Source organism: Gordonia sp. (in: high G+C Gram-positive bacteria), from assembly GCF_020438995.1.
Classification (GTDB): domain Bacteria; phylum Actinomycetota; class Actinomycetes; order Mycobacteriales; family Mycobacteriaceae; genus Gordonia.
This window is the reverse complement of record NZ_JAGQTN010000193.1, coordinates 1-1997: the sequence shown is the minus strand read 5'-3', so window position 1 is coordinate 1997 and position 1997 is coordinate 1. Positions and strand designations below refer to the sequence as shown.

2 protein-coding genes and 1 pseudogene are annotated in these 1997 nt (G+C 68.1%); all 3 read left to right on the top strand.

Going from position 1 to position 1997, the window contains the following annotated elements:
* A partial coding sequence (locus KDB67_RS14270) for an acyl-CoA dehydrogenase family protein (protein WP_291016811.1) occupies window positions 1–764 on the top strand: 764 nt, incomplete at its 5' end.
* Window positions 765–776: 12 nt separating this feature from the next.
* Complete coding sequence (locus KDB67_RS14265; protein WP_291016809.1) at window positions 777–1760, top strand: acyl-CoA dehydrogenase family protein; 984 nt, start codon at window positions 777–779, stop codon at window positions 1758–1760.
* A gap of 25 nt (window positions 1761–1785) precedes the next feature.
* Window positions 1786–1997, top strand: a pseudogene (locus KDB67_RS14260) (acyl-CoA dehydrogenase); the annotation flags it as partial.

The window sequence follows — 1997 nt, the reverse complement described above, 5'->3', positions numbered from 1 at the left end:
ACCTGGCATCGCTCCGTTCAACGGCCACCCGCACCGAGGGCGGCTGGCTGCTCAACGGCCAGAAGACGTGGAGTTCGCGGTCGAGCTTCGCAGACTGGGCGTTCGGACTATTCCGCTCCGACAGGGACGCCCAGCGACACAAGGGCATCACCTACTTCATGTTCGATCTGCGCAGTCCCGGCGTCACCGTGCGCCCGATCGCCCAGCTCGACGGCGAGCCCGGTTTCGCGGAGTTGTTCCTGGAGAACGTGTTCGTGCCCGACGATCCGGCGAACCCGGCCGAGTCCGGGGTGATCGGTGAGGTCAACAACGGCTGGCGCGTCGCGATGAGCACCGCCGCCAACGAACGTGGCCTGTCACTGCGGGCCCCGGGCCGCTTCCTGGCTACCACCGACCGGTTGGTGGATCTGTGGAAACGTAACCGCACCGAGGTTCCGGCCGCGGCCGATGTCGATCGTCGCGTCGCCGACGCCTGGATCGGCTCCCGCGCCTACGAACTGTCGACCTATCAGACCGTCAGCAGGCTCGCCGCGGGCGGACAACTCGGCATGGAATCGTCGATCAACAAGGTGTTCTGGTCGCAGTGGGACATCGCCGCCCAGGAGACCGCACTCGACCTGCAGGGCACCGACGCCGAGATCGCCGACGAATGGACCGACGGTTACTTGTTCTCGCTGTCTGGGCCGATCTACGCCGGTACCAATGAGATTCAGCGCAATGTGATCGCCGAACGACTCCTCGGCCTGCCCCGCGGCGACCGGTAAAGGACCATCCCCATGGATTTTCTGCTCTCCGACATTCATTCGGATCTGGCCTCGACCGTCGACGCCATCCTCACCAAGGCCGACATGCCCACGGTCATCCGCGCCTACGCGGCCGGTGATCCGGCATCGGCCACCCCGGTGCTGAGTCAGCTTGCCGAGGCAGGCATCTGCGGTCTCGTCATCGACGAGGAACACGGCGGATCGGGGGCCGGGGTCACCGAACTGGTGGTGGCGATGGAACAACTCGGACGTCACGGTATGCCCGGACCGATCGTCGAAAGCCTGGCGGTGGCACCGAAGCTCCTCGGCGATTGCGGCCTGCACCAGCGGCTCGCCCCGCTCGCCGAAGGGACACCGGTCTCGTGCGCGATCGAGCACTGGCAGCCGAACGCCGCCGACGCGCCGAACGCGGCACAGGTGTATCTGCTTGCCTCCGGGACACTTTCGGTGGCCCGGATCGCCTCGACCGCGGCGTCGGTGGATCCGGCACGGACCGTCTCGACGGTCGCCGTGGACACCGTCCTCGTCGAGGACGTCAACCTCCCGGACGCGGCGGTCTCGGCTGCGGACCTCGGGGCACTGGCCACGGCCGCCTACCTGCTCGGCCTCGGGCAGACCATGCTGACGCTGGCCGCCGAATACGCGCAGTCACGCAAACAGTTCGGCCGCGCCATCGGATCATTCCAGGCGGTCAAACATCATCTGGCCGATGTGGCGATCGCCCTGGAGATGGCGCGGCCCCTCGTGCACGCCGCCGCGCTCGGCGCCGACGGCCTCGTACCGGTGGGCACGAACGTCCTCGCCGATATCTCCGCGGCGAAGGTCGCCACCGCCGACGCCGCCTACCTCGCGTCCCGGCAGGCGCTGCAGGTGCTCGGCGCCATCGGCTACACCGCCGAACACGACCTGTCGCTGTACCTGACCAAGACGCGGGCACTCGTCGGCGCCTGGGGCACCCCCGCCCAGCACCGGCAGCGAATCCTCGACTCCCTCTGATAGTTCCGCAAGGCAGGAAGGCGCCATGAACACCACGATCGACGACCGGTCGGCCGCTCGTACCCGCTCCGGGACGCTGGGCGAGGCGGCATCGGCCGACGACCGTGAAGCGCTCCGCGATTCCGTCGCCGACCTGCTGCGACGGCGCGGTGGAATGGATTCCGTACGCAAGGCCTCCACCCTTCCCGGCCGCACCGACGAGCCACTCTGGTCGACGTTGTGCACGGAGATCGGTGT